The sequence below is a fragment of the Nostoc flagelliforme FACHB-838 genome (assembly GCF_014698065.1).
Classification (GTDB): Bacteria; Cyanobacteriota; Cyanobacteriia; order Cyanobacteriales; family Nostocaceae; genus Nostoc; species Nostoc flagelliforme_B.
Genome location: NZ_JACJSI010000010.1, coordinates 78,179 through 104,575 on the forward strand (window position 1 = coordinate 78,179; position 26,397 = coordinate 104,575).

The following is a 26,397-nucleotide window of genomic DNA, read 5'->3' on the forward strand; positions in this document are numbered from 1 at the left end:
TATCTACTAAAGTGATAGTTGAAGAGTTAGATAAAAATCTCTGTATAGTACAATTTTGTCAAATATCTTGACAGTAAGTCAATCATCTGTATCTATGCATAACTTTGCTTTCGCGTCAACTTCTGGTGAAATCCAAGAAGTGGGGAATTTTGTTCAACTTATACTGCATAACAATAAACTGCCCACTCCTAAACAAAAATCTTTTCGCTTCAATTGGGTATTTAGTGGCGATCGCGAGTGTTGCAGTCTTGCCAAGTATTAGTCTTGGTGCTAATGTTACCACTGTTACCAGTTTTAGTCCATAAAATATTTACAGGAGTAAATTACGTTGAAAATACCGCATCCAATGTATATATCTGCGTTCAGTAGGACACAAATGCAATTGTTACAGATATCTGCGTCTCTGTTATCCTAAATCCTTAATTGCAAAGAAAGGTAGTTATTAGTCGAGGAAATAAGTATTACCAAAAACTTTAGTTATAGATTATTGCCCACTAGTATCAAAAAAGTGTATTGAGTGGAAAGTGCTGCGCGATCCAAAGCGTCCACATAAGCTTCAGGCTTTTAAATGTGTGTTCTCTAAGCTCAAATGGCTTTCTACCTCCTGAAAAGTCTTTGATCTGGCTCCTAAAGAAAGCTGTTCTTGAGCGGGAGGAGCAAGAAAAGTGCTTTTTTTGATGTTTAACGATAGCTTGCTACGTACCCTTCTTGATATGATTAGATTACTCAGTAAAAAAGTAGAGTTCAAAAATGGACATTTTATCTTAGAAGAATTTACATTTAAGCGCAATTACATTAAATTATAGCCAAACTTTTAACACTTAAATATTTTTTTGTGTGTTTATAATTATGATTTATTTTGAAAGTTACTTTTAGTAATTTATTTTCCAGATAAGTAAGTAAACGCAATTAAATATAAGATGTCATTGCAAGCGGAACGAAGTGAAGCGCGGCAATCTTAGTCTTTGCGATTGCAACTCTTAGAGACGCTTTGCGAACCCTTCTTACCCTGCGGGAAGACTTACGCCAACGCAATGACAAACTATCTTATATTTATTTAGATCCACCTACTTAATTAAATCGCTGCTTGGTAAAACTTTGATTTTTTTTAGTAACTCCATTAAATAACTAAATATAATTCTGTTTGAAAATATGCAAGAATCAAGAATAAAGGAGGGTAACTACTTCAAAATATATGCTGATGATGCTTTAGACAATTGATTTGTGACTGGTGATGATGTTAGTATTAAGGAGTAGGTTGATTTTGGGTTTATTATCTCCAAGAATTGACTTGTAATGTATCATAGACCAAAATTCATCAGTGTTGCCAATTGATTGATTAGCAGAATGGAAAATCTATGGGTCTGAATATCTAGACTTGATACCAATAAATTGATGACGTTACAGAGAAGCAAATAACCATGAGCAACTTAACATCTCCACCTACCGAAGTTCAAAAAACAAAGAAAAAAAGTTTAGCGGCAGATAAAAAGCCTCGAGCAACAGATGATATTGTGCGTAGTTATCTGCAAGAGATCGGGCGTGTAGATTTGTTGACTCGTGAACAAGAGGTTATTTTTGCTCAACAGGTGCAGCAGATGATGAATTTGCTAGCTGCTAAGGAAGAATTGGCTGTGAAATTAAATCACGAACCCACGCAGCAAGAATGGGCAGATCAGGTGGAGTCAAGTGTTCAGGAGCTAGAGCAACAGCTAAGTCAAGGGCATCAAGCCAAGCAAAAAATGATTCAGGCTAATCTCCGGTTAGTGGTAGCAGTGGCGAAGAAATACCAGCACCGCAACCTGGAATTTATGGATTTAATTCAAGAAGGTACTTTGGGTTTAGAGCGAGGAGTGGATAAATTTGATCCTGCTCTTGGTTATAAGTTTTCTACTTACGCTTACTGGTGGATTCGTCAAGGAATTACACGAGCGATCGCTCAACAAGGACGAACAATTCGTCTACCGATTCACGTCTTTGAAAAACTGAACAAAATTAAACGGGTGCAACGAGAATTATCTCAACAGTTAGGTCGCGTTCCTACTACTGCTGAAATTGCCAGTGCCTTATCCTTGACACCCAGCCAAGTTAGAGAATGTTTGTACTTAGCCCGTCAACCCTTCTCTTTAGAAGCGCGAGTTGGTGAACAGCAAGATACAGAATTGCAGGACATACTGGAGGATGATGGCCCGTCTCCCGAAGATTACGCTGTTGAAGAATCTCTTCACCAAGACTTACAAGACTTGTTGGCAAAGCTTTCTCCCCAACAACGAGAAATATTAACCTTACGCTTTGGACTGACTGATGGCTATGAACTTTCTTTAGCACAAATTGGCGATCGCATGGGTATTAGTCGAGAACGAGTGCGTCAGATCGAGCAAAAAGCTCTCAGTCTCCTCCGACGCCAAAAGGAACAAGTACGCAGTTATCTAGCTAGCTAAAGTTATTTTTTTACAATTATATAGGGCATTAAAATTTAGCCATTCACCATTATGACTGTATAAAATTCAGTCATTTTGGGTGAAAATAAGCCTAAGTAATATCTCTCTAAGATTTATTTAATATGGGCATATCAAAAACAGTCCAACAATTGCAGGCGCAATGGGTAACTTCTGAAAACTTTCGGCGTTATGGACAGGTGATTTTTGCAAGTCTTGATGGCAAAAATTATGATGGGGAAGATGCCCAGTTAAATCTACAAAACGGGATTCCACGATTTTATATTATGCGATTGGAGAAGAGAGGGCGAAAGTTTCACAAAATTACTCGTCATCTGCAATGCACTCAATGTTTGGGTTCTTTGGAAGGGAAAGATTGGTTAATTGCTGTTTGTCCTCCTGATAATGATGTTAATGAACCAGCATTAGAAGAAATTACTGCTTTCCGCATTGCGGGGAATTGTTTTATTAAGCTACATGAGGGCACTTGGCACGCTGGCCCCCATTTTGACCATGAAACTGTAGATTTTTATAATTTGGAACTAGCTGATACTAATGTGGTAGATCATTTCACTCATGATTTTCTTAAAAGTCATCAATTAGAGTTTGAGATGGTTTAGGTGATGTTTTTTACACTCATTGCAACCCTCCCCGCAAGGGAGGAGGGGAGATAAAAGTTAACCCAAGGCGGATCTTAAGTCACTTTCTGCTTGTACCAAAGCTTCTGGCAGTTTACTCGCATCGCGTCCGCCTGCTTGGGCTAAGTTCGGTCTGCCACCGCCACCGCCACCGCAGATTTTAGCGATCGCACCCACAAATTTACCAGCTTGCAGTCCTTTTTTGTTCACTTCAGAACTAAAAGCTGCAACTATGCTGACTTTCCCCGCTTCAGGAACAGAACCCAGCACCACTGCACCGTTACCGATTTTTTGCAGCAAGCGTTCGGCTGCGGTTTTCAATGATTCTGGATCAACATCTTCTAATTGGGCGACAATAATTTTATGAGCGCCTATAGTTTCTGCTGTTTGTAGCAAGCTGTCAGATTTAGCGATCGCTAACTGTACCTTTAAGGTTTCCAGTTCTTTTTGGCTATTTCTTAGTTCACTTTGCAGACTTGTGATTCTGTCTGGTAACTCTTCGGGTTTAACTTTAAAGCGATCGCTCAAATCTTTAACTACTTTATCCCGCAGGTTAAGATAATCTAGTATTGCCGGCCCCGAAACAGCTTCAATACGTCGCACCCCGGAAGCCACACCAGCTTCGGAAATAATTTTAAATACGCCAATTTCAGCCGTATTACTCACATGAGTCCCACCGCATAATTCCATTGACACGCTAGGGAAATCAATCACGCGCACTTCGTCACCATATTTTTCGCCGAACATGGCAACAGCACCTCTAGCTTTCGCCTCAGCTAAAGGTAATACTTCCACTTTCGCAGCATGGGCCTCAGCAATCCAAGCGTTCACCTGTTCCTCAATTTGTTGCACTTCTTCGGCTGTCAACGCACGCGGACAGTTGAAGTCAAAGCGCAACCTGTCAAAGGAAACTAGGGAACCAGCTTGAGATATGCTATCATCAACAATTTTTTTCAAAGCCGCTTGCAACAGGTGCGTTGCGGTATGGTTAGCTTGAGCGCGTCGGCGACAAGCCGGATCAATTTGGGCTGTAACATTATCGCCTACGCGTAGTGTACCGCGTTCGATGCGTCCGAAGTGAACAAAGAAATCAGATTCTTTCTTCACATCTTCCACCCGAACAACGATACCATCACCAGAGATATAACCGCGATCGCCGATTTGTCCCCCAGATTCACCATAAAATGGCGTTTTGTCAAGGACAATTTGTACCTCTGTCCCCGCTTCTGCTTCCTCTTGAGAAACACCTTCTACTAAAATCGCTTCGACTTTTGCCGTCGCCGCCGATTGGGTATAGCCTAAAAACTCGGTGACTTGGATGTGTTCTGCCAATTTATCGAGGGAACCTTGTACAGTTAAATCGATGGTTTCATGTGCTGCTTTGGCACGTTCCACCTGCTTTTGCATTTCGGCATCAAATCCCGCTTCATCCACTGTGAGATTATTTTCCTCGGCAACTTCTTGAGTAAGTTCGAGGGGAAATCCGTAGGTGTCATAAAGGGTAAATGCACTTTCACCGCTAATTTTAGTGTTCCCTTGCTGTTTCACCTCTTGGATAATTTCTTCTAGCAGTTTTTCACCTCTATCCAGAGTTCTGAGAAAATTCGATTCTTCCCGTTGCAGTTCAGCTTTAATTGCTGCTTCTCGTTGGCGCACATTGGGGTAAGCTGATTCCGAAAGAGCGATCGCAGTTTCAGCAACTTGAGTAGTAAATTCGCTAGAAATTCCAATTAATCGCCCATGACGCACTACGCGCCGAATTAACCGCCGCAGCACATAACCCCGTCCCACGTTAGAAGCGCGAATTTCATCAGCGATCATGTGGACAACAGAACGAACATGATCGCCAATAACTTTTAGAGAAACTTTGGTTTTCTCATCACTTTTGTGGTACTCAATGCCAGCAATTTCGGCTGCTGTTTGGATAATTGGGAAAATCAGATCAGTTTCGTAGTTATTGGGTACTTTTTGGAGGATTTGCGCCATTCTCTCCAAACCCATACCGGTGTCAATGTTCTTGTTTTGTAGTGGCGTTAAATTCCCCGACGCATCTCGGTTATATTGCATGAACACGAGGTTATAAAACTCGATGAACCGGGAATCATCTTCTAAATCTATATTTTCGTCACCGCGTTCTGGGTAGAAGTCGTAATAAATTTCGGAACAAGGGCCACAAGGGCCAGTCGGGCCAAGTGCCCAAAAGTTATCGTCTTCGCCCAAGCGTTTAATTCTCGCTATCGGCACACCGATTTGATCGCGCCAAATCCCAAAAGCTTCATCATCATCTTTAAAAACGCTGACGACGAGATTTTGGGGGGAAATGCCAAAAACTTGTGTGGAGATTTCCCAACCCCAAGCGATCGCTTGTTCTTTAAAATAATCACCAAAGCTGAAATTGCCCAGCATCTCAAAAAACGTCTGATGCCGTTTGGTGCGTCCGACATTCTCGATATCGTTGGTGCGGATACACTTTTGCGAAGTCGTAGCCCGCTTAAATTCTGGTGTGCGCTGCCCCAAGAATATCGGCTTAAATGGTAGCATCCCCGCGATCGTCAGCAGCACGGTTGGATCTTCTGGCACGAGGGAGGCACTTGGGAGAATTTGGTGTTCCCGTTGGGCAAAGAAGCCGAGAAATATGTTGCGAATTTCGTTACCGCTTAGGTACTGGGGATTTGAAGACATGGGTGTTTTTAACTTTAGACTTTAGACTTGGGCGTAGCGGCACTAGGTAAGTGTATTTTCATAAATAGCTTTATATATTCTTGCATTTTGTTTCATATTACTGCCAGCAAATTGTGCCAGTCGATGATATGTGTGCAGTTACTAGGATGTTTTTAAACCACTACTTTACTTTAGCAGGATGCGCGTAGCCATAACCCGTCGTAGACATTGCATTTCAAAGCTTTACATTAATTCTTAAGAAATACTTTTTACAGGCTAAAACTTCTGGGCGTAATCGGGTTATTGACTCGAACTACTTGTCTCATACCTCACATTTGAAAGTTGTTTCTTCGTGAACTACTTAGACTTGCCTACGGCTGAAGTCTTCTTCCCAATCCCTCAAAAACTTTAGGGGGTTTGGAAAAGTCCGCTTTAAGTTACTAGACTGAAGTTAGTTGCCCAACTAGTATTGACTGTCCCATAGATAGAATAAATGACTCAACTAACTTCTAGAATTTGTATCCTTGGTGGAGGCTTTGGTGGCCTCTACACAGCCCTACGGTTAAGCCAATTACCTTGGGAATCTACACAAAAACCCGAAATTGTTCTGGTAGATCAAAGCGATCGCTTCTTATTCTCTCCTTTACTTTACGAATTACTCACTGGCGAACTACAAACCTGGGAAATCGCCCCACCCTTTGAAGAACTTTTGCAAGGTACTGGGGTACGTTTTTATCAAGGAGTTGTGTCTGGAATTGACATCGACCAGCAACGGGTAAATATAAACGAAGGGCTGGAAATTCCTTACGACCGATTAGTGCTGGCGCTAGGAGGTGAGACACCGCTAGATTTAGTCCCTGGTGCGGCAGCCTACGCCTACACATTCCGCACAATCTCTGATGCCTATCGTTTAGAAGAACGCCTGCGATTTTTAGAAGAATCGGATGCTGATAAAATTCGGGTAGCGATCGTTGGGGCTGGCTACAGTGGTGTAGAGTTAGCCTGCAAGTTAGCCGACAGATTAGGTGAAAGAGGACGTTTTCGGATTATTGAAATTGCTGACCAAATTTTGCGAACTTCCCCAGAGTTTAACCGGGAAGCAGCAAAGAAAGCAATAGAAGCCCGTGGTGTGTTTCTTGATTTAGAAACCAAAGTAGAATCAATAGAGCAAAATACCATCTCCTTAGAATACAAAAACCAGTTAGATAAGATTCCTGTGGATTTGGTAATTTGGACTGTAGGAACTAGAGTTGCGCCCGTAGTGAAATCTCTTTCTCTCAAGCAAAATCAGCGTGGTCAAATCAGCACTACATCCAATCTGCAAGTTCTTGATCATCCAGAAATCTTTGCCTTGGGAGATTTAGCAGACTGTCATGATGCCGAAGGACAACAAGTACCCGCCACCGCACAAGCTGCTTTCCAACAAGCTGATTATACTGCTTGGAATATCTGGGCAACTCTGACTAATCGCCCCCTCCTTCCCTTCCGCTACCAACAGTTAGGAGAAATGATGGCATTAGGAATAGACAACGCCACTCTCACTGGTTTGGGAATTAAACTAGATGGGCCTTTAGCATACGCTGCCCGTCGTATGGCGTATTTATATAGGTTGCCAACCTTAGACCATCAGCTTAAAGTTGGTTTTAATTGGCTAGTGCGTCCTATCATAGAAACACTTTCTCGGTAACTTCAGGTTGGGCATTGGTCATTGGTAAAGAACCAAGGCATTTACAATCATCTGCTTTATTTTCGCCAACCAACTGAGTAGATGCTAGACTCTACCCACAGAAGCTCTCTAACAAGCCAAAATCTAAAATTCAACATTCAAAATGTTCAAACTTTGATGAAACAACCGAAAGTTATTTTTTTAGATGCTGTGGGTACACTTTTCGATGTCAAAGGTAGTGTAGGCGAAGTTTATAGTCAGATAGCCCAGGAATTTGACGTTACAGTTTCCGCCGAAACATTGAATACAGCCTTCATCAAAAGCTTTAAAGCCGCGCCGCCACCGATATTTCCAGATGCGGAACTGCAAGATATTCCTCAGCGCGAATTTGATTGGTGGCGGATAATTGCTCTGAATACTTTTGAAAATGCAGGTGTTCTCAAGGAATTTTCTGACTTTTCGGCTTTTTTTAGCGAACTTTACATTCACTTTGGCACTGCCGAACCGTGGTTTGTCTATCCCGATGTTTTACCAGCTTTAATCAACTGGCGGCGGTTAGGAGTTACCTTGGGGGTGCTGTCCAATTTTGATTCTCGAATTTACTCAGTATTGCAAAGTTTGGGATTGAGAGAGTTTTTTAACTCTGTTACCATTTCTACCCAGGTACGTGCAGCTAAACCAGATCCTCAAATTTTTGCTATTGCCTTAGATAAACATAAATGTTCCCCAGAGGCGGCGTGGCATATCGGCGATAGCATTGTAGAAGACTATCACGCAGCTAAAGCGGCTGGACTCAGAGGTGTCTGGATCAACCGGGGAAAATGAGGGGATAGGTTCAATTTAGATTGCTATACAATTACGAATTATTTTGACATAGTTTGCATTTATATTATGGAGGCAATAAACCGACTCAGATCCCCGACTTATTTGAGAAGTCGGGGATCTTAATTGTTCACGACTGATTTAGGACTGCTATATTTTGTATTTATATTATGGAGGCAATAAACCCCTCCAATAGCGATCGCCTGACGAATTTCCCAGTCATGGCAAAACCTACTACTCCAAAAATTTCCTATATTTTGCTCAAAGGATAATAGATAAAAGGGATAAGTGCGATTCGTTGCTTAGTGAATCACGGTAATCAGCCCGTACATAACTAAGCCAGCCCGACAGCAGATTACTGTCACTAAAGGCTGAACTCTCGGTCAGATGTAGGTGAAAGCCCTACCATTCAGACTCAGAATTGACTCCTTATCTGCCCACACCGAACAAGCTCGGTTCTTGTAGAGTGAAGCTCTTAACTGGGCGCAATCAGACGACCGTTGCGGGTTGACACTGGCGCTAACAGGGAGTTCCTATGATGAAACAGAGCCTAGAAAAGCGACTTATTTTAGGGCAAGGGCGCAACAAAAAAAATCCCTGACCCCACTGGAGTTCATTCCCGCCGAACCATTTAACCAGTAACGGCAAGAGTCCAGGGAATCCAGTAGTCGAATTGGCTACATCTAACGGAATTATCAATCTCACCGAGGGAACGAATAAAAACGAGTTGTGGGTCTTGGGGCAGTCGAACCCCCAGTAGCCCAGACGAGCGGAGGAATCCCCACAATTCGGGTAGGACGAACCGTAATTGGTTCGAGGTGTTCAGAATACACAAACTCTAAGAAGAGAAAATGATTAGACACAGTTACAAAACTAGTGAATCTTGGAAAGCTCTACCGTGGAAGAAATTCCGCCGTAACCTTTTCCGCCTTCAAAAGCGCGTGTACAAAGCTGTTCAAGTTGGAGACAAGCGGAAAGCCAGGTCACTCCAAAAGCTTATTCTAAAATCCACCTCGGCTCGATTTCTTGCAATAAGACAAGTATCACAGCTAAACGCTGGTAAAAAGACGGCTGGTATTGATGGTAAGAAATCCCTTTCATTTGAAGAACGCTTCAACCTTGAAGAACTACTGAAAATGAACAGTGGAAATTGGAAGCATCAGGGATTACGGGAAATCTCCATCCCCAAAAAGGACGGAACCACCAGAATGCTCAAGATACCAACCATCGCGGATAGAGCTTGGCAATGCCTAGCAAAATATGCACTTGAACCAGCACACGAAGCCACTTTCCACGCCAGGAGTTACGGGTTCAGAACTGGGCGCTCTGCCCACGATGCACAAAAATACATCTTTGATAACCTAAACTCACGATGTAACGGAATAGAAAAACGAGTCATAGAACTCGATATTGAAAAGTGCAACGACCTGATTAACCACTCAGCAATAATGGACGAACTCATCTCCCCCAAAGGCTTAAAACTCCGTATCTTCCGATGCCTCAAGGCAGGGGTAAATCCAGAATTCCCCGAACAGGGCACACCTCAAGGGGGAGTGGTCAGCCCGCTACTAGCTAACATCGCGCTCAACGGGATTGAGAGTATACACAGATACCATTGGGATTACAAACGAGGAAAGAGAATAACAGAAAAAACCTCGGCAACACATATTGTCGAGCCATCAATCCGATACGCGGATGATATGGTTATTATACTTCGACCCGAAGATAACGCGATAGAAATACTTGAAAGAATCAGCGAGTTCCTCCGCAAACGCGGAATGAATGTAAGCCAAAAGAAGACCAAAGTCACCGCCGCGACAGATGGGTTCGATTTCCTCGGCTGGCACTTCAAAGTCCAGAAAAACGGAAAGTTCAGATGTAACCCCTCAGGGGACAACTTCAAAGCGTTCCGTAAGAAAGTAAAACACGTCGTCAACAACTCGAATTATGGTTCTATTGTGAAGGCTGAAAAGCTAGCACCAATAGTTAGAGGTTGGAGAAATTACCATAAGTTCTGCAAGATGGACGGGTCAAGAAACTCGCTATACCACATCGAAGCAAGAGCCTACAAGGTATTTAACAAGGAAACCAAGCAAGACCGCTACTCTAGCAAGAAATTACTAGACAAAGCATTCCCAGAAGTTCCTTACTCCGAAAACAAACACGTCAAAGTCAAAGGAATAAAATCCCCTTATGACGCAGATACAGTCTACTGGAGCGAACGCAACAGTAAACTCTACGACGGCGAAACTTCTATTGCTCTTAAGAAGCAAAACCATAGATGTGCCTCCTGCGGCTTAAAGTTCATCGATGAGGAACGGGTTCACCTGCACCATATCGACGGAAATCATGCCAACTGGAAGAAAAATAATCTTGAAGCACTTCATGAGAGTTGCCACGATTACAAACACATGAGCAAAAGCGCAAGCTAAGAACATCGGAAGCTGGGTGCGGTGAAAATCGCACGCCCAGATTTAACTGAGAGGTGCGGGGAATAATATCCTCCATCGACTCAACCATAAGTACACCTGTAGGGAACATGCCGTGCCCCTACTTGCGATATTATGTTGTACCGCATCTGAGTGGGAACCGCTATCATCCACCTCAGATACTCGTTCATCCACCTCAGATACTCATTCATCCACCTCAGATACTCGTTCATCCACCTCAGATACTCGTTCATCCACCTCAGATACTCATTCATCCACCTCAGATACTCGTTCATCTCAATGCCCAATGCCCAATGCCAAATGCTGCCCCAACACTCGTATGATCAAAGTATCAGGAAAACATAACAGCCAGCTTTTTACCGCAAAACATGGGCAGTATTTGGGAAATTGATTTTTACTCCCGTCCGATTTTGGACGATAATCAGAAAAAAATTTGGGAAGTCTTAGTCTGCGAAAGCCCCTTGGATATCGACACAAAAGCAGATTCTTTGTTTCGCTATGCTCAATATTGTCCCAGTACCCAGGTAAATTCGGGTTCATTGCGGGCAGCATTGCAGGAGGCTATTAACCAAGCTGGAAAAGCACCAATCAAAATCCGCTTTTTCCGTCGCCAAATGAACAACATGATTACTAAAGCCTGCCAAGACTTAGGCATTCCCGCCCAGCCTAGCCGCCGCACTTTGGTTCTCAACCAATGGTTAGAACAGCGAATGGAAGAAGTGTATCCTCAAGAACCAGGGTATCAAGGGGGGGCTAATCCCTCAGTCCGCCTGGAGAAACCTTTGCCCCAACGTTTACCAGATGCTTTAGAAGGACAGCAGTGGGTATTTGTTACCTTAGATGCTGCGGATTTGGCAGAAATGCCAGAGTGGGAAATTGGTTTTGGTGAAGCTTTCCCCCTAGAGTTGGCGAAAGTTTCACCCGAAGCCCGTATTCCTGGCATTTTGATTTTCTCACCGAGAGCGTTACCCTTGGCAGGCTGGATGTCTGGTTTGGAGTTGGCTTTTTTAAAATTTGATGCCAGCGAAGAGGCGAGATTGCTTTTAGAAACTGGTGTAAGTGACAGCTGGATTGTGGCAAATATCAAGAAGCCTCAAATTTTAGCAGAAGCCAAAGGTTTTGAAGAAGCCAAGCAAAAAGCTAACGGAGTGCATTTTATCGGTATACAGTCTGATCCTAAAGCAGAATCTTTTGCTGGTTTTTGGCTGTTGCAAGAGGTTAATCTTTGAAAATGGAGATTGGGGATTAGGGAGTGTGAAGGGGGCAGAGAGCAGGGGGCAGGGGGCAGGGGGAGAATGACTAATGACTAGTTGAGACATGGCAATGATTTGGGATAATTAACTGCGTCTATCAGTGTTGAACTGTGGTTCCAAATCGTAACTATAAGGAAACGCTGATGATTTTTGGATAGTTATCTGCGTTCATCAGCGGAAAGTCTGATCGTCAAAAGCCGACGATCGCACTTTCAACAGACAGCGTTGATATGCGGTTCAAAATCCACTATTCACTAAGGGTCATGGGTTCTGAAAATTTGTCACAAGATACACTAGCAGAACAGCTGCTGGAACTAGCTATAAAATCTGGAGCAGAAGCTGCTGAGGTGTATCAGTCGCGATCGCTTTCTCGTCCAGTGTTTTTTGAGGCCAACCGACTCAAACAGCTAGAAACCAGTCAATCTGAAGGCACAGCACTACGGCTTTGGCGAAATGGGCGTCCGGGACTCACGGTAGCTTATGGTTCTGTCTTAGCCGAAGTAATGGTGGAAAAAGCTCTAGCCCTAAGTAAACTTAATCAACCAGAAGCAGTAGAATTAACCTCTAACTTTCAGCCCTTCTACCCAGATTTAGGGGAAAGTGTGCCGATAGAGGTTTTGGTAGATTGGGGCAAAGAGGCGATCGCACTTATCCGTGATGTTTATCCAGATGTTGTATGCAATGGTGACTGGGAATGTGATATCGAAACCACTAGACTAGTCAACACCAAAGGTTTAGATTGTCACTATACTGACACTACCCTTAGCTGCTATGTATCCGCAGAATGGGTACGTGGCGATGATTTTTTGAATGTTTCCGATGGACAAACGAAGCGTGGCGAACTCCACCCGGAAAGATTAGCTAATCAAATTTTACAGCGGTTAATTTGGGCTAGAGAAAATATCTCACCTCCGACTGGGCGCGTACCAATTTTGTTCACTTCAAAAGCTGCTGATATGCTTTGGGGTACTGTGCAAGCAGCCTTGAATGGTAAGCGAGTCTTAGAAGTAGCTTCCCCTTGGGCAGAACAGGTGGGTAAGGCAGTAGTTGCACCCAGCCTCACTCTCTACCAAGATCCAGAAGCGGGCCCTTACAGTTGCCCTTTTGATGATGAAGGCACTCCGACGAAATCTTTAGTATTTATCGAGAACGGGACTTTACAGCATTTTTATAGCGATCGCACCACCGGACGCCAACTTGGTACTAGCACCACTGGGAATGGTTTTCGCCCTGGCTTAGGCAGCTATCCCACCCCTGGTTTATTTAATTTTCTTATCCAACCAGGTTCGGCATCTCTACCAGATTTGATTCGACAACTAGATGATGGCTTGATTGTGGATCAAATGCTAGGTGGTGGCGGCAGTATTTCTGGAGATTTTTCAATCAACGTTGATTTAGGCTACCGCGTCCAAAATGGTCACGTAATTGGGCGCGTTAAGGATACTATGGTTGCAGGTAATGTCTACACTGCCCTAAAGCAATTAGTTACACTAGGCAATGATGCTGATTGGAATGGTTCTTGTTATACTCCATCTCTGATAGTTGAAGGGCTATCCACTACGGGGAGAAGCAATTAATTCGTAATTCGTAATTCGTAATGACGCTCCTGCGGACGCTCGATTACTCGCTAACGCTAACGTAATTCGTAATTGAGGATAGTGCTTGTGTAATAGCGAATTATATTTCAATACTTTAGTTAAGCCCAAAATCTTTGGTAGAGACGCAAAATTGGACTGGGCCCCCGCTGCGCTAGCGCGTCTCTACAGGGCAAAAATGATTAACCCAAGCGTAGCAAATTATATTTAATGACTTTTAAAATATTTTCTGAAATTTCGGTGACAGCTTTTTAGTAGAGAGTTGTAATCCCAAATCAAAAATCTAAAATCTAAAATTGGTATGAATCAGCGCTTTCGTACCTGGTGGCAGCCTCGAAAAGGTTTAGCGATCGCTGAAGCTTGTGTAATCGGTCTAGTTGCTGCTCTATCTGCGGTGTTCCTAAAAGTGGGTTCTGGATGGCTGGGGACATGGCGAGTCCATAGTACCCACATTTTCCCCGCATGGCTAGCACTACCGATAATTGGTCTTGTCCTGGGATTTGTGGCTGGCTGGTTGGTAGAAAGGTTAGCACCAGAGGCTTCTGGTAGCGGTATCCCGCAAGTCAAAGCAACTCTTGCCAATGTGCCTATGAGATTATCTTGGCGGGTGGCAGGTGTGAAGTTACTTAGTGCGATCATTATCATTGGTTCGGGCATGACTTTGGGACGGCAAGGCCCCACCGTCCAAGTGGGTGCAAGTTTGGCAGCAGGAATGAGTCGTTGGGTTCCCACTTCCCCAGATCATCGGCGGCAAATGATTGCAGCTGGTGCAGGTGCAGGTTTGGCGGCTGCTTTCAATGCCCCGATCGCAGGTGTATTATTTATTGTTGAAGAGTTACTCCAGGATTTATCAGGGTTGACTCTGGGAACTGCCATTATTGCCTCCTTTATTGGTGGGGTAATATCCCGGCTGTTGGGTGGTGGCAGTTTAGACCTTAATTTGCAATTAACCCAATCTTCCAGCCAATTCTCTATCCCGGAAATTCCCTTTTTCATTTTATTGGGTATTTTGGCAGGCTTGCTGGGCGCATTGTTTAATCGCGGCTTAATATTTAGTATTAAATTTTATAGAAGACTACATATCAGCTTACCGCTACGGGTGGCTTTAGCTGGATTTATCTCTGGCATTGTCGTGGCAATTCTCCCTGCATCCTTCCGCGACAATACAGGATTACGAGAGTCCTTAATTACTGGAGGTTCTCATCCTAGCGTAGCTGCGATCGCCTTTGCCGCCCAGTTCATCCTCACACTCATTGCCTTTGGTTCAGGAGCGCCGGGGGGATTATTCGCTCCCAGTCTAATTTTGGGTTCTTGTTTAGGACACATCATCGGTGTCTCTGAGTTATACATCACCGGCGCGGGTTCTCCGACTACTTATGCACTAGCGGGTATGGGTGGATTTTTTAGTGCCGTTTCCAAAGTGCCAATCACGGCAATTGTGATTGTGTTTGAGATGACTACAGATTTCAATCTGGTACTACCTTTAATGATTGTTTCTGTCGCAGCTTACCTAGTTGCGGATAAGGTAGTGCCTGGTTCGCTTTATGAAAAACTTTTGGAGTTAAAGGGCATCACTCTCACCAAAGAAGTTCCTATAGAAGGAGCGTTAACCAAATTAACTGCAAAAGATGTGATGCAAGAACGGGTAGAAACTTTGGATGCAGAGATGAGCTTGGAAGAAGCAATGCAATCCTTTGCCCGTTCCCATCATCGCGGTTTCCCAGTGGTAGAAGATAGCAAGTTAGTTGGGATTGTGACGCAATCAGATTTGCTGAAAATACGCGATCGCAACCTAGCCAATGATATTTTCTTAAAAGAAATTATGACACCTGTCCCGATGACAGTAACACCAATCCACACCCTGAGTAATGTGCTGTATTTACTCGATCGCTATCAAATCAGCCGTTTACCTGTAGTGGATGGACGAAAACTGATTGGGATCATTACCCGTGCAGATATTATTCGGGCGGAAGCAGATCATCTCAATTGTGATAACCGGACTCTTAAACTGCGACCAGAACCTTCATACATAGTTTACCAAACGCGATCGCCGAGTATTGGCAGAGGTAGATTATTAGTGCCCGTAGCTAATCCCGAAACGGCGGGTATTTTGTTACTTATGGCAGCAGCTATTGCCCGCGATCGCCATTATGAAATAGATTGCGTGCAAGTGATGCTCATACCCCGCCACAGTTCCGCATCAGAAACCCAAGTAAGAACGGCAAAAAGTCGCCGCTTGCTACGACAGGCTGAAGTCTTAGCAAAAAAGTGGCAGATTCCCTTACACACGCAGATTAGAGTTACCCACGACGTAGCCCAGGCAATTTTAGAGACAGTCAACGAACAACACATCGACCTCATACTCATGGGATGGAAAGGTAACACATCTACCCCCGGTAGGATTTTTGGCACTGTCGTAGACACCGTAATTCGCCAAGCCACCTGCGAAGTAGTCTTAGTAAAATTAGGCAAAACTCCCCATTACCCCTTATCCCCAGAGGGGGCCCCACCTTCCCTAGTCTCCAATCCTCTCTTCAACCGCTGGCTAGTCCCAATAGCTGGTGGCCCCAATTCCCAACTGGCGATTCAATTGCTACCGGCTTTAATTACATTGGGAAATGAACCGCAAATTCGCCTGACACAGGTGTTTAAGCCATCTGAACTCAAGCCAGATATGTCAGTTTTAGAACAAGGCATTCGCCATTTAATGCGTCGCCGCAAATTGGCCAGTACTGTAGTTGCTCTTCCAGTCCAAGCTGATTCAGTTGCAGAAGGTGTGATCAACCTAGTGAAAACCGAAGGTTACGATGTTGTCGTTGTGGGAGCTTCGCGCGAGGGATTGTTGCAGCAAGCGATTCAAGGTAATATTCCAGAAGCGATCGCCTCTGGTGTAGAAAGTACAGTGATTTTAGTCAGGGGTGCAATTAACAGTTAAGTAGGGGCGCAAGGCCTTGCGCCCCTATAAATCTACAAATAATTGTCCTTAATCCCCAATCCCCAGTTCAACGATAAAATGTGCCAATAATTAGAGAAACAATTATCGGTATTAAGATTGGAATAGCAACTATAAGCCCCCACTTACCAAACTTAATTTCCTCACCCTCAGACTTTAAAAACGCAATCCAACCTACAACTCCCATCAAAATCCAAATACACCCAAAGGCAAGAAATATAACAAAGACTGAATCTTCCATTTTTCCCTATTACAATATATACAAAAAAGAATTTCTTTAATGACCATCAACTAACTCTGCTAAACTTGCACGAAACCGACTAAAATTAAAAGCTTCAATAGTTTTTTGCTGCAAGTATTCTGGTTGGTAAACTACTGGGTTAGAGCAATCGCCTTGCAGGATTTGAATTAGATTATTGGCAATTTCTTCTACGTTATCAGGGTTAACTAAACATCCCAATTTCCCCTCAGCCAAGGGATCTATAGAACCATCTTGATTACCCGCTAGCACCGGTTTCCCACAAGCTAAAGCTTCTAGATAAACAATACCAAATCCTTCTCCTTTACTAGGCAGAGCAAAAACATCGCAGAGATTGTAATAAGCACACAATTCTTCATCTGGTACAAATCCTGCAATAGTGACACAATCTTGTAGATTTAACCTGGTAACTAAAGCATTAATTCGAGGTAAATCATCCCCTTTTCCTGCAAGAATGAAGTGAACATTAGGGATATGCAACCGCACTTTAAGTAAAGCATGAAGGATTTGGTCATAACCCTTGTATTTTGCCATGCGTCCCATCCGCGTTACTGTTAAAATTACAGGCTGTTCATCTGTTAAATTATATCGTTTTAGCAAGTAGAGAGGTTTAGGATTTATTTTAAATTGATTGGCATCAAATGTATTAGGTAAAAGAACTACTTTTTCTGAATCAATGTTTTTATATTCAAGCAAGCGCTGACGAGTGTAATTACTAACACTAATAATTTTATCTGCTTTTTGTAATGCTAATGTTGTAGCCTTATTTTCAATCTCCCAAACTTCTAAGCCATGAGCAACTACCCAGTAAGGAATCCCAGTGAGAAGTTTTAGAACATAACAAGCAGTGGCATAATTAACATGAGTTGATATGACTATAGTGGGGCGTTGGAGAATAGCTAAAATAATGATTTTGGTAGCGAATAAAATGGTTTGCAATAATCGTGGTAAATCTCCAAAATAATGAAATCTTGTTGAAGTTAAAAATTGCAAGTTTTGCTGCTGTCCTAAATTGTACTTGTCATACTTGAGAAACACATCATAATGAGCTTCAGGATATATATCTTGTAAAGCTTGGAGTAAAAATGTTGAGTAAACTTGAATACCTCCCTTAAAATCAAATATATTCGGAAATATTAAGTGAAAATGACGTTTATTTATCGGAGATTTTTTGAACATTGTAAATAATTTCAGGTTTTGGTTCAATGACAAAATCTTTTCTAGAATTGATAGTTGCTGCCAGAAAATAAAACTCAATAGTTGTAAAAGTATAGTCTTCAGCAAAAAAATCGGGCAATTGAGATGCTAAAAACATAATAATCGGAATGATAGTAACAGGATTAGCATATTTAACTTTAGATGCTATTTTTACTAAAAGATTTGTAAATAGTAATAATCCAGCAACTCCTTGTTCTACTAAAACATTCAAAAATATGTTATGTGCGTGATAACCTCTAACTCCAAAAACTTTCACTCCTATATGTTCTGCAAAAACCCCTACACCTATACCTGAGATTGGCCTTTTAATAGTTTCAATAATAGCTGCTTGCCAAAGGGCAAACCTTGATAAAGCTGTACCTACAGGGCTAGGAAGCGCTATGTTGCTAGGATTGGTTGAAAATAAATTAATTAAGGGAAATATTTTACTATTTCCCAAACCAATTCTATATGTAGATACTGGTATAGATATAATGCATAAAAGCCATACACTCATGATAAAAATCATTTTTCTAATACTAATGATTTTATATATCAATAAAAGAAACATACCAAGGATAAAAACTAGCCAAGCATTTCTACTAGCAGACAAAGCTAGGGAAATAAGAAAAATAAATTCGCTTATATATAATTCAAATTCAGATATATTTTTCTGCTTTTCTAAAATTAAACTTAAACATAATCCAATAGAAACTATTACCCCAAACTGGTTAGGATTTTGCATGATTGAACCAATCTGAGGATAATAACTTGGAAATTTTAATAATTCAAAAATCCAATGATTGGGAAATAACGCTTCAACAAAACCAAAAACCGCAATTATTTGTAATAAATATAATATGCAACGATAGTAAAATGTTAAAGATGAGGCTTTAACATTTTTAAAAGTTAGAACTAAAAAAGCAAAAAATACTATAAAGTAAGTAGAATATTTTAAACTATAAGTAATAGCTGTATTTGGAAATGGGCTAATCAATGAGGATAGCCACATCCAAGAATAGATTAGACTTATAGATATGAAAATAATTCTATGCTTCTTTACAACTTCTGATATTAATTTTACAGATAAACTAATTACACCAAAGCTAAATACAGAAAGTAATAAATAATGAATACCAATATTTATGCCAGGAAATTTTATTCGCCCTAGAAGCGAAGAAAATAGTATGAGCAGGAAAAATATATTAATCATAACTTGTAGTTGTGAATACTTGTTTGAAAACAAAAACCTAGATTAAACCCACATTCGCAGGTTTAAGCGGAGATTTTGATATTTTTTCCAGCTAAAATCCTGAGCATGTAAAGAATATTATCATATTACAGTCGCCGACAATATCATCTGTTGAAGCTATAAGTGATCTTAGATTTGAGCCAAGCTAAATCTTCTGAAGTCGATGTCAAAAGTGGTATGAAGTATGATAGAGGCAGATGCACAAAAAAATAAGTAAGTCAAAAAGTTTTCATCAGCCTTACCAATTATTTATTTTAATTTGGGAATGCAATCTGCCGAAATTATTTTATAATCGGCCTCAAGTATCTCTATCCTAGGTATACTTAAGAGCGATCGCCAGCCCCTAGATTTACCAAAAACAACCACCTGCAAAGCTCGTCAAGCTAAATTGCAACACAATATTGTTCGCTAATTTTATTTTTGACAAATCTTAATTAACAATTCAACCAGGCAAACTTGGCACGCCCTCACTCTCCAAAGGTTTGAGTCATGTATACACACGAACAAAGCCTGTATTGACAGGCTTTACGCATAATTTCTTTAGGACTTACGCGAAATTAGAACACAACTCATTATTATGCTCTTCATTCAAGTTATCTTCATTCTTTAGTAATAGATATTTACTCTTGTTGAAGCCCGATAATTGAAGGTGATATTTCCGAAGCGATCGCCTATGGTTTAGAAAATAGAGTAATTCTAACTAGGGGTGCGCTTAATAATTAAAGTATTGCACAAATAAATGCGGGATGATTTTATAGCTTTTCCTTTGCATTTTTGCGTGATCTTTCATACCATAAATGTGCATACCCCCAGTTGACATTTCTTCTAAAATCGGTATTGCGTTATCTGTCAATTGCTATAAAAATTTCTGCACTTTTCATTGAATCGTCTGCCAAATCTTAAGAATGTTCTCACCACTCCCACCACCAGCAATAGTTTGTCCATCTGGGCTGATGGCAACGCCATAAATATATCCAGAACCCGTCTTTAAAGTGCGGATTTCCTTTCCCGTTACTGGATTCCAAAGTTTGATGCTCTTGTCACTGCTGCCACTGACAAGGGTGACACCGTTTGGACTTGCGCTTGGCAAAAAGGCGACAGAATTAACCTTATCATTATGTCCTTTTAAGGTGTGGATTAACTTACCTGTCTCCAGATTCCACAATTTAACTGTCTTGTCCCCACTGCCACTAGCAAGGGTGACGCCATCGGGAGCAAAAGCGACTGAAAGAATCGACTCTGCATTTCCCTCCAAAGTACGGATTAACTTACCTGTCTCCAGATTCCACAATTTAATTGTCCTGTCCCAGCTACCGCTAGCCAGGGTTTTGCCATCAGGACTAAAAACCACAGATGAAACACCATTAGTATGTCCATCTATGGTGCGGATTAACTTACCTGTCTCCAGATTCCACAGTTTAATTGTCTTGTCCTTACTAGCACTGCCACTAGCAAGAGTTTTGCCATCAGGACTGAAATCAACAGAAGCAACTCCGTCGCTATGTCCCTGCAAGGTGCGGATTAACTTACCTGTCTCCAGATTCCACAATTTAATTGTCTTGTCCGCACTGCCACTGGCGAGAGTCTTACTATCAGGACTGAAGGTGACAGTCCAAATCCAAGTGGAATGTCCTTGTAAAGTGCGAATTTCCTCTCCACTTGCCAGTTTCCATAGCTTGATTGTCTTATCATCACTAGCACTGCCAAGGGTTGTGCCATCAGGACTGAAAGCTACGGAATTTACATCACTGGAATGTCCCTTAAGAGGTTTAGGTAGAAAATAATTTTTCGGGACGCTTTTTTCGTCGGGCTGAATCGGCCGAGAAATAGGTGGAGAATATTCGCTCATTGTATGAGGGCGAGTCTGTAAATACCAAACTCCCCCCAATCCCAATACCAAAATGCTAGAACCTAACAGCAATTGCATTTGTAGCTTGCTATTTGATTTTGGTGAAACTGCTACTTTGTTTACTGAGGTAGCTGCAAATGTTGGTGTAAGTATAGTCGGAGGTACTGATAACAATGGTGATGGTTGAGATGTCAAGTCAGTGATGACTTCATCTGCCGATTGGTAACGTTTTTGGATGTCTAATTGCAACAACTTATCCAAAATTTCACCTAACTCTGTAGACACAGAAATACCGTCCCTACCTGGACGGTTCAAATATTGCCGCCAAGACTGAACCCAACCATAACCCTGCTGTATCCACAGTTGAGATGGGCGAACCCCAGTCAGGAGATGAAAACAAGTCGCCCCCAAACTAAATAAATCACTCGCTGGGTAAGCTTTTCCATCTTGCATTTGTTCAAGTGCAGTGTAACCGTGTGAGCCAATAACAGTGCCCATCTTAGTCTGCACTGTTGCCGTTAGCTGCTTAGAGGCTCCAAAATCAATTAGCACTAATCGCCCGTCAGTTTGACGGCGAATAATATTCTGTGGTTTGATATCCCGATGAATCACTCCGCGCACATGGATAAACTTCAGCACAGGTAATAAATCTAGCAAAAATGTGCGAATCTCTGTTTCGCTGTAGCTTCCCAGCGTCTCCCATTCCTTAAGCAAGTTTTGCCCATTGATAAACTGCTGTACTAAAAACAGATAGTGATTTTGCTCAAAATAAGCCAATAAGGTGGGAATTTGCGGATGTTCTCCGAGTTCTTGCAATCGGCTCGCTTCTTGTTTAAATAGCTCAATAGCCTTTGTTAGTGGCCCAGTTCCCTGAAGTTTTGGCGCGAATTGCTTAACAACACAGCATTCATTCAGTTTGTGTACATCTTGTGCCAGATAGGTTCTACCAAATCCGCCCTCGTCTGACAACAAATCAGTGGGACGATAGCGACCTCCTAGCAGGGGTATCAATTCCGCTTTACAATTGTGGCAAGAGGTGTTTTTATCAGGATTTAGGGGTTTTTGGCAATCGGGATTCACACAACAGAGCATACTGGGAATCCATTTAACTTGAGGTATATATTCATCTTAAGTCATGTAGTATAATCTCTCTTGTTAGTTAATATCACTGGATACTATACAAATTCCCAATTTCCTTACCTCATCAGGTATTGAACTGAGGACTGGGGATTAGGACAATTTTCATAGAGACTCAACCCCTATAGAAATTGCGAAAAGCTCTTTCCCAGTACCCAGTCCCAGAGCTAACATTCCTCCCGAACAAGCTAAAGTTTGTTCGCGTAGCTTCATTGTAGAGAAGTTGCCTAAGGAATGGGCGCGACCCTTCGAAAAATTTAGATAACTTGTAAAAAGTTGTGGTTGAGCGATGCCTTTTAATTCATTGATGGGCGTTAACTCTGCTTAGGCATTACATCTGTGTGTGGCATTTAGTCAGTTTCGAAAAAAATCTAGGCAATAATCCGAAAAGCAGCATTTCCAGTTTGTAGTTCAGTATATACCTACAAAACCAAGATTTACCCTAGTAATCTTAATTAAAAATGTAAATTTCCCGATTAATTGTAGGCAAGATTTGGGGCGTGTGTAATGTACGATTTCAATTGATAACAGTCGATGCCTTTGGCTAACCGCTATGGTGTCTACGCTAAATTTTTCGGTCTACATAAGAAGTTAGATTTATTTGCTACGGTAAAACAGCAGCTACGATTACAATTTTCTCTTACTTAAAACAAACCCATCAGCAAATTTAGGAGCGTAATTATGCTATTAGAAAATCAAACCTATCGCCGGAAATTAAGTAATGTTTTAATTTGTTGTGTGAGTAGTGGTTTGTTAATCACAAGTAATGTGCTTCCTATCAGTGCTTTGGGAAGACCTCAAAATTCTCAAAACTTCCTAATTGCCAAATCACCAGACGAGAGACAACCAGAAGCAGTAACAAAAGCAATTGAGCAAATTCCTGTTTCTCAAGCGGCAATAGCTCCAAGACGCAAGGTATCTATTCAGTCGCCAATACAAACTCGTCGCATAGCGTCTAACATCGAAAATTCGCAGCGAACTTCCAACTCTTCAAATGATAGTTCGACTCCTAGATCATCTGGACGTAGGGCTTCTAACTCAAACTCTAATCGTTCTAATAGTACTGCATCTAGATCATCTGGTGGTAGAACTTCTAACTCAAATGCTCATCGTTCTAATGCTGGTTCCGGGAGAGTTCGCAAGTCAAGTTCTAATGTAGCTACAAGTCGGAACCAAAATATCGCCAATTCAGGGCTTTCTTCACCCGCTACACCTACTTACAAGGAAATTAACTTTGTAGATGTTGCATTAGGTATTCTGAGTAAGCGTGACTTTCAGTCTGAAGGTAGATACTTTCATTTCTATGAGTTTAAAGGTAGAGAAAATCAATTAGTCCAAATTAGGCTGATTGGCAGTGAGGATACACGCAGATCCAATAACTTGAGTTTAAAACCCTTATTGTTTCTGCATGATCCTGATAATAATATCATCGTCAAAAAAGGCGCTTTGGATAAAACCAGTGGTGGCGATGATGCATTCATTTTTGCACGATTACCGAAGAACGGCATTTACAAGATTGCAGTTACTAGTCAAAATCCTGGGGATACAGGGCGCTACAGTTTGGCTCTCAGAAATGATAGAGCTAGCTATACTGTAGATGAATTAGGTCAATTAAGTGCCAAAAGCTCAACTATAAAACAAAGTGGCAGCGCTTACAATATTTCTAATTTTCAAGGGAAGAAAAATCAACTAATAAGTATTCGTGTAGATAGTATTGATGAAGAATTTTCTCCTTATGTAGCTTTGCTGAATTCTCAAGGGAAGATGATCGCTATTGATAAAGACAAAGACAAAAATGGTGTATACAGTGCTTTACTTGACCGAGCTAGGTTGCCTGAAGATGATACTTACTATATTGTTGTTACTTCCAAGAATCCACAGGAGCGCGGTCAATACAGATTGACTATCTTTTGATAATTTAGGTTATTTGAAACTACCGCTTTATAGGTAGCACAGATGTGCTACCTTACTGCGACAAACGCCAAATTTTAATAGTGTTGTCTTCACTACCGCTGACAAGGGTTTTGTCATCAGCACTGAAGGTAACTGATGTCACGGTGTTGGTGTGCCCTGCTAATGTGAGAATTTCTTCTCCTGTGGCTGGATTCCACAGTTTGATGGTGCGATCGCGGCTACCACTAGCAATAATTTTACCATCGTCACTGAAGGCTACGGATGTAACGGTATTGCTATGCCCCGCCAGTGTGCGAATTTCTCTGCCGGTAAGTGGATTCCAAAGTTTGATGGTGCGATTGCGGCTAGCACTAGCTAAAGTTTTACCATCTGGGCTAATAGCCACGGTTGTCACTGTTTGAGAATTTCCTTCTAATGTGCGAATTGGGTATCCTTTTGTCAAATTCCAGATTTTGATTGTCTTATCAAAGCTGCCACTAGCAAGGATCACACTGTCGGGACTGATGGCTATTGAACGCACCCAGAATGTATGTCCTGTTAGTGTCCGAATTTGCTCTCCTGTAGCTAAATCCCAGATTTTGATGGTGTTGTCATCACTACCAGTAACCAGTGTCTGGCTATCAGCACTGATAGCTAGGGCATGAACTGAGTCAGAATGCCCTTCCAAAGTGCGAATTTGTTTTCGCGTTGCCAAATTCCAGATTTTGATGGTGTTGTCATCACTGGCACTAACCAGAAGTTTCCCATCTGGACTAATCTTTATGACATTCACCTGCTGAAAATGCCCATTGAGTGAAGAGATTTGTTTTCCGGTTGCCAGATCCCAAAGTTTGATTGTGCGGTTGCCACCACTACTGGCAATGGTTTTACCATCGGGGCTAACGGCAACAGATAAAACTGAATTTTCATGTCCTGGGAGGGTGTTAACTAAGGAAACCTTACCTAAGATAATCTTTAATGATTGAGCTAAAAGTGCCTCATCTTTGCCAGAAGTATTGTGCTGACTCAGCCTTGAGACTAAGCTGGTCTGAATCCGCCGAAAATGTTTATACCAAGATTCTCCAAACCCGAACAACATAATCAAGGCACTTACCAAGATTAAAATTCTCAGTAAGGGATAACTTTTTGGTAATGATGGCGCTCTAGTTGGTGGTATTTTTCCAGACGATTTACCGGCTGGTGGCAATGCCAGGAGTTGTTTTGGAGTCAAGTCTCTGAGAACTTCATCGGCTGACTGGTAACGTTCATAAATGTCTTTTTTCAAAAGCTTGTCGATGACAAAATCCAATTCAGGATTTAATGGACTCCGCAAATATTCTCGCCAATTACTCACCCAGGCATACCCAGATTCCATCCACAACTGAAAGGGGGAATTTCCCGTTAGCAGATGAAAGCAAGTAGCTCCCACACCGAACAAGTCGCTGGCGGGAAAAGCTTTACCATCTCTAATCTGTTCTAGGGGAGAATAACCGTGTGAACCAATGGATGTGCCAGATTTCTGCTGAACTTTGGCGGTGAATTGCTTTGAGGAACCAAAATCAATCAGGCTTAATCGCCCATCACTCTTATGGCGGATAATATTCTCTGGCTTGATGTCTCGATGAATTACTTTGCGATCGTGGATAAATTTGAGGATGGGCAGCAAATCTAGCAAAATAGATTGAATTTCCCTAGCGTTATAAGCCTTGCGCTGTTGCAACTCCTTTAACAAATTATCCCCATTGATAAACTGCTGCACCAAATATAGGCAACCGTCTTGCTCAAAGTAAGCTATCAAAGTTGGAATTTGGGGATGTTCCCCAAGGTCTTGTAATCGCTGCGCTTCTTCAGCAAACAACTCCATCGCCTTTTTTTGCGACCAAGTTCCTTGGAATTTTGGAGCTAATTGCTTGATAACACACCGTTCATTGAGTTTATCTACATCTTCTGATAGATAGGTTCTGCCAAATCCCCCCTCATCTGAAAGGACTCGGATGACACGGAAGCGATTTCTTAAAAGTGACACCAACGGGGTGCTACAACTTTGGCAAAACTTCTTTCCATTGGAATTCAGGGGATTTGAGCAATCGGGATTTAAGCAGCAGATCATGATCTGACAGGCGCGACTGCATGACAACTTAGACTAAGTTTGCCCCGAATTTTCCCTTAAGAATATTGACTCTCGCTTACTTGTGGTAGAAAACCCTGTTTTGGGGATTGGGGAATTACTTATATGGTTAGCGTTTGTAAATAGTAGTCAGTCTTCCCATCTGTGGAAAACTACGAGAGCCATAAGATTAATTATTCTCTCGATTATATAGTAATCTGAATAAA

16 protein-coding genes are annotated in these 26,397 nt (G+C 41.9%); 10 read left to right on the plus strand and 6 right to left on the minus strand.

The genetic code is table 11. From position 1 onward, the window contains the following. Nucleotides 1-1,421: 1,421 nt before the first annotated feature. Nucleotides 1,422-2,441, plus strand: coding sequence for an RpoD/SigA family RNA polymerase sigma factor (locus H6G97_RS07880; protein ID WP_190940103.1), 1,020 nt, complete (start codon nucleotides 1,422-1,424; stop codon nucleotides 2,439-2,441). Between the two features lie 122 nt (nucleotides 2,442-2,563). Further along, nucleotides 2,564-3,058, plus strand: coding sequence for an ureidoglycolate lyase (locus tag H6G97_RS07885; protein ID WP_190940104.1), 495 nt, complete (start codon nucleotides 2,564-2,566; stop codon nucleotides 3,056-3,058). 57 nt (nucleotides 3,059-3,115) lie between these two features. Here H6G97_RS07885 and alaS read toward each other — a convergent pair whose 3' ends face one another. Beyond that, nucleotides 3,116-5,758: an alanine--tRNA ligase gene (gene alaS, locus H6G97_RS07890; RefSeq protein WP_190940105.1), complete on the minus strand. Its 2,643-nt coding sequence runs from the start codon at nucleotides 5,756-5,758 to the stop codon at nucleotides 3,116-3,118. A 472-nt stretch (nucleotides 5,759-6,230) separates the two neighbouring features. Here alaS and H6G97_RS07895 point away from each other — a divergent pair, with 472 nt between their 5' ends. From H6G97_RS07895 to H6G97_RS07925, 7 genes are all read left to right on the plus strand, one after another. Next, on the plus strand, nucleotides 6,231-7,424 hold the full coding sequence (locus tag H6G97_RS07895; RefSeq protein WP_190940106.1) for an NAD(P)/FAD-dependent oxidoreductase: 1,194 nt from the start codon (nucleotides 6,231-6,233) through the stop codon (nucleotides 7,422-7,424). A gap of 156 nt (nucleotides 7,425-7,580) precedes the next feature. After that, nucleotides 7,581-8,228 carry an HAD-IA family hydrolase gene (locus H6G97_RS07900; RefSeq protein ID WP_190940107.1) on the plus strand — a complete coding sequence of 216 codons (648 nt, stop codon included), beginning with the start codon at nucleotides 7,581-7,583 and terminating at the stop codon, nucleotides 8,226-8,228. Between the two features lie 848 nt (nucleotides 8,229-9,076). Beyond that, nucleotides 9,077-10,657 (plus strand): group II intron reverse transcriptase/maturase, encoded by a 1,581-nt coding sequence (locus tag H6G97_RS07905; protein WP_190940108.1) that lies wholly within the window; start codon nucleotides 9,077-9,079, stop codon nucleotides 10,655-10,657. Nucleotides 10,658-10,764: 107 nt separating this feature from the next. Further along, nucleotides 10,765-10,998 (plus strand): hypothetical protein, encoded by a 234-nt coding sequence (locus H6G97_RS07910; RefSeq protein WP_190940109.1) that lies wholly within the window; start codon nucleotides 10,765-10,767, stop codon nucleotides 10,996-10,998. A gap of 45 nt (nucleotides 10,999-11,043) precedes the next feature. After that, nucleotides 11,044-11,904, plus strand: coding sequence for a Tab2/Atab2 family RNA-binding protein (locus tag H6G97_RS07915; RefSeq protein ID WP_190940110.1), 861 nt, complete (start codon nucleotides 11,044-11,046; stop codon nucleotides 11,902-11,904). Between the two features lie 287 nt (nucleotides 11,905-12,191). After that, nucleotides 12,192-13,505: a TldD/PmbA family protein gene (locus H6G97_RS07920; RefSeq protein WP_190940111.1), complete on the plus strand. Its 1,314-nt coding sequence runs from the start codon at nucleotides 12,192-12,194 to the stop codon at nucleotides 13,503-13,505. 319 nt (nucleotides 13,506-13,824) lie between these two features. Beyond that, nucleotides 13,825-16,458 carry a chloride channel protein gene (locus H6G97_RS07925; RefSeq protein WP_190940112.1) on the plus strand — a complete coding sequence of 878 codons (2,634 nt, stop codon included), beginning with the start codon at nucleotides 13,825-13,827 and terminating at the stop codon, nucleotides 16,456-16,458. Nucleotides 16,459-16,525: 67 nt separating this feature from the next. Here H6G97_RS07925 and H6G97_RS07930 read toward each other — a convergent pair whose 3' ends face one another. The 4 genes from H6G97_RS07930 to H6G97_RS07945 all read right to left on the minus strand — a co-directional run bounded on the left by H6G97_RS07930 (nucleotide 16,526) and on the right by H6G97_RS07945 (nucleotide 22,125). Then, on the minus strand, nucleotides 16,526-16,717 hold the full coding sequence (locus tag H6G97_RS07930; RefSeq protein WP_190940113.1) for a hypothetical protein: 192 nt from the start codon (nucleotides 16,715-16,717) through the stop codon (nucleotides 16,526-16,528). A gap of 36 nt (nucleotides 16,718-16,753) precedes the next feature. Next, nucleotides 16,754-17,914, minus strand: a complete 1,161-nt coding sequence (locus tag H6G97_RS07935; RefSeq protein ID WP_190940114.1) for a glycosyltransferase family 4 protein — start codon at nucleotides 17,912-17,914, stop codon at nucleotides 16,754-16,756. Then, nucleotides 17,889-19,145 (minus strand): O-antigen ligase family protein, encoded by a 1,257-nt coding sequence (locus H6G97_RS07940; RefSeq protein WP_190940115.1) that lies wholly within the window; start codon nucleotides 19,143-19,145, stop codon nucleotides 17,889-17,891. The genes H6G97_RS07935 and H6G97_RS07940 overlap by 26 nt, the downstream gene beginning before the upstream one ends. 916 nt (nucleotides 19,146-20,061) lie before the next feature. Next, nucleotides 20,062-22,125 carry a serine/threonine-protein kinase gene (locus tag H6G97_RS07945; RefSeq protein WP_190940116.1) on the minus strand — a complete coding sequence of 688 codons (2,064 nt, stop codon included), beginning with the start codon at nucleotides 22,123-22,125 and terminating at the stop codon, nucleotides 20,062-20,064. 726 nt (nucleotides 22,126-22,851) lie between these two features. Between H6G97_RS07945 and H6G97_RS07950 the strand changes: the two genes are divergently transcribed. After that, nucleotides 22,852-24,084 (plus strand): peptidase, encoded by a 1,233-nt coding sequence (locus tag H6G97_RS07950; RefSeq protein ID WP_190940117.1) that lies wholly within the window; start codon nucleotides 22,852-22,854, stop codon nucleotides 24,082-24,084. A 52-nt stretch (nucleotides 24,085-24,136) separates the two neighbouring features. On the opposite strand, the gene H6G97_RS07955 is transcribed toward H6G97_RS07950, so the two are convergent. After that, a complete protein-coding gene (locus H6G97_RS07955) occupies nucleotides 24,137-26,173 on the minus strand; it encodes a serine/threonine-protein kinase (protein WP_190940118.1) in 2,037 nt (678 codons plus the stop codon). Nucleotides 26,174-26,397 lie beyond the last annotated feature (224 nt).